Genomic DNA, 2,411 nt, shown 5'->3' with positions numbered 1-2,411 from the left:
GCGACGACAGCTACGGCACCTCGCCGCGTTGTCGGAACATCCCCATACGCCCAGTATGGGAACGTCCCTCCGCCTTGCGATGCACCGCATCTGACGCCGCGCGCTGACCCACCAGCGATTACGGGACAGCCCTTAGGGCCTCTCGTTTGGAAAAAGGGGGCGGCCGGTCTGCACCGGCCGCCCCAGTTCTTCGGCTCTTACGGCTTCGGCGTGGCGTGCGGAGCGCACGTCACATCGGCGCTGTCCAGCGCGCCGGTCAGCAGATAGGCCTTCACCCGGTCGTTGATGCACGGATTGGCCAGGTTGGTGATGCCGTGCGAACCGGCGTCCCGCTCCGTGATCAGACGCGAGCCCTTGAACCGCTTGTGCAGCTCGACTGCGCCCTCGTACGGCGTGGCGGCGTCACGCGTGGACTGCGTGATCAGCACCGGCGGCAGTCCCTTGCCGGTCTTGACCTCCACCGGCGTCTGCTGCTTGGCACCCCAGGTGGCGCACGGCAGGTTCAGCCAGGCGTTGGCCCAGGTGAGGAACGGGTGGTCGCGGTGGAGCCGGGTGTTGTCCCGGTCCCAGGTCCGCCAGCTCGTGGGCCACTTGGCGTCGGCGCACTCGACGGCGGTGTAGACCGCGTTGCCGTTCTCGGCCTTGGCGTTGCCCACGGTGTCGGACAGATCCGGCGCTGCCGCGTCCACGAGTGCCTGGGTGTCACCGGCCAGATAGTCGCTCCAGACGGAGGCGACTGGCACCCAGCTGGAGTCGTAGTACGGAGCGCCCTGGAAGAGGCCGATCAGCTCGGCGGGACCGACGACCCCACCGATCGGGCTCTTCTTGGCGGCGGCCCGCAGCTTCTCCCACTGCCGCTCGACCTCTGCGGTGGTGGCACCGATGTGGAAGGTCGCGTCGTTCTGGGCGACCCACTTCATCCAGTCCTGGAACCGGATCTCGAAGGCCACGTCCTGGTCCAGGTTGGCCTGGTACCAGATCTTCTCCTTCGACGGGTTCACCACACTGTCCACGACCATCCGGCGCACATGCGTCGGGAACAGCGTGCCGTAGACCGCGCCGAGATAGGTGCCGTAGGAAACGCCCAGGTAGTTGAGCTTCTTCTCACCGAGCGCGGCCCGGATGACATCCAGGTCCCGTGCGGTGTTGGGCGTCGTCATATGCGGCAGCATCCAGCCGCTGCGCTCCTTGCAGCCGTCCGCGTACTCGGCCGCCAGCTTGCGCTGGGCGCGCTTGTCGGCCTCGCTGTCGGGGACGGGATCGAGCTTGGGCGCCTTGACGAACTCCGTCGGATCGACACAGGAGATGGGTGTCGAGCGGCCGACTCCGCGCGGGTCGAAGCCCACGAAGTCGTACGCCTTCGCCGCGTCCGCCCAGATGGCGTTCTTGGTGATGACACGGCGCGGGAACGCCATGCCGGAGCCACCGGGACCACCGGGGTTGTAGATCAGCGCGCCCTGGCGCTGGTCCTTGGTGCCGGTGTTGCCGATACGGTCGACGGCGAGCTTGATCTGCCGGCCGTTCGGCTTGCCGTAGTCGAGCGGCACGGTGACATAACCGCACTGGATGGGCTTTTCCAGCGCCCAGTCGGCCGGGCAGTCCTGCCAGTCGATGCCCTTCTTCGCGGCCCGGTCCGCGGCGACCGTGGCGCCGTACGCCGCCGGATCGCCGTGGTGACGGCCGTCGGCGTTCGCCGGAGCGGCCATCGCGCTCGCTATGAGCGCGCCCGCGAGCAGAGTGCCGGCCGAGCCGAGCACTGCTGTGCGTCTCAAGTGGAACCTCCCCCTGTGTGCCGCGCTGCCTGCGCAACGCGCGTTGATAGGACTCCCCGGGATCCTTTCGTCTATGAGGCGGCTGAGAACAGGAGGTATCGGCGTTTCTTTACCGAACCAATAACCGGTGAACGCGGTCCCGCTCAGCGGTACGCGGAGGTGTCCAGTGCCTCGTCCAGTACGCGCCGCAGCCGCAGGGCGTCCGGCGCGACGGCCGTGATCAGTACGGCGGGTCCGGCGAGCGGAGTGAGTACGGCGCTCTCGCCCAGCAGCCGTGGCACGGCCGGTTTCTCCTCGAACTCCGGCCCGGCGAGGAGGAGTTGGCCGACGGCCCGATGGCCGCCGAGGACCGCTCCGCCGTCCCAGCCGGCGGGCGCTCCGGGACCGTAGGCGAGTTCCTGGTCGAGCAGCGGACGCCCGGCGCGCAGCACGGTGAGCCGGGTGAACAGGGTGCCGGACTCCTCGCCGTGGCGGCCGAGGATCTGTTCCTCGCGCAGCGTCAGACGCCCGGTGGCGGCGAGTTCGACATGCGTACGCATCCGCAGCTCGCTGCCATACGCGGTGACGAGCTGCTCCGGCAGCCAGTTCAGCTCGGCGTGCTCGCCGACCGTCAGCCGTACGTCGTAGTGGGCGGCGCCC

At 68.9% G+C, this 2,411-nt stretch carries 2 protein-coding genes; both read right to left on the bottom strand.

Annotated features, from left to right (window positions below; translation table 11 throughout):
* Positions 1–197: 197 nt before the first annotated feature.
* The gene (locus GA0115259_RS33720; protein ID WP_093603964.1) at positions 198–1,706 is read right to left on the bottom strand and encodes an alpha/beta hydrolase; all 1,509 of its coding nucleotides are present in this window, start codon (positions 1,704–1,706) and stop codon (positions 198–200) included.
* Between the two features lie 209 nt (positions 1,707–1,915).
* Positions 1,916–2,411: urease accessory protein UreD (locus GA0115259_RS33715; protein WP_141716799.1), on the bottom strand; the 496-nt coding region annotated here is incomplete at its 5' end.

It is taken from the genome of Streptomyces sp. MnatMP-M17 (assembly GCF_900091995.1).
GTDB lineage: Bacteria > Actinomycetota > Actinomycetes > Streptomycetales > Streptomycetaceae > Streptomyces.
The sequence above is the reverse complement of the archived record's forward strand: the minus strand, read 5'-3'. Positions and strand labels throughout refer to the sequence as shown.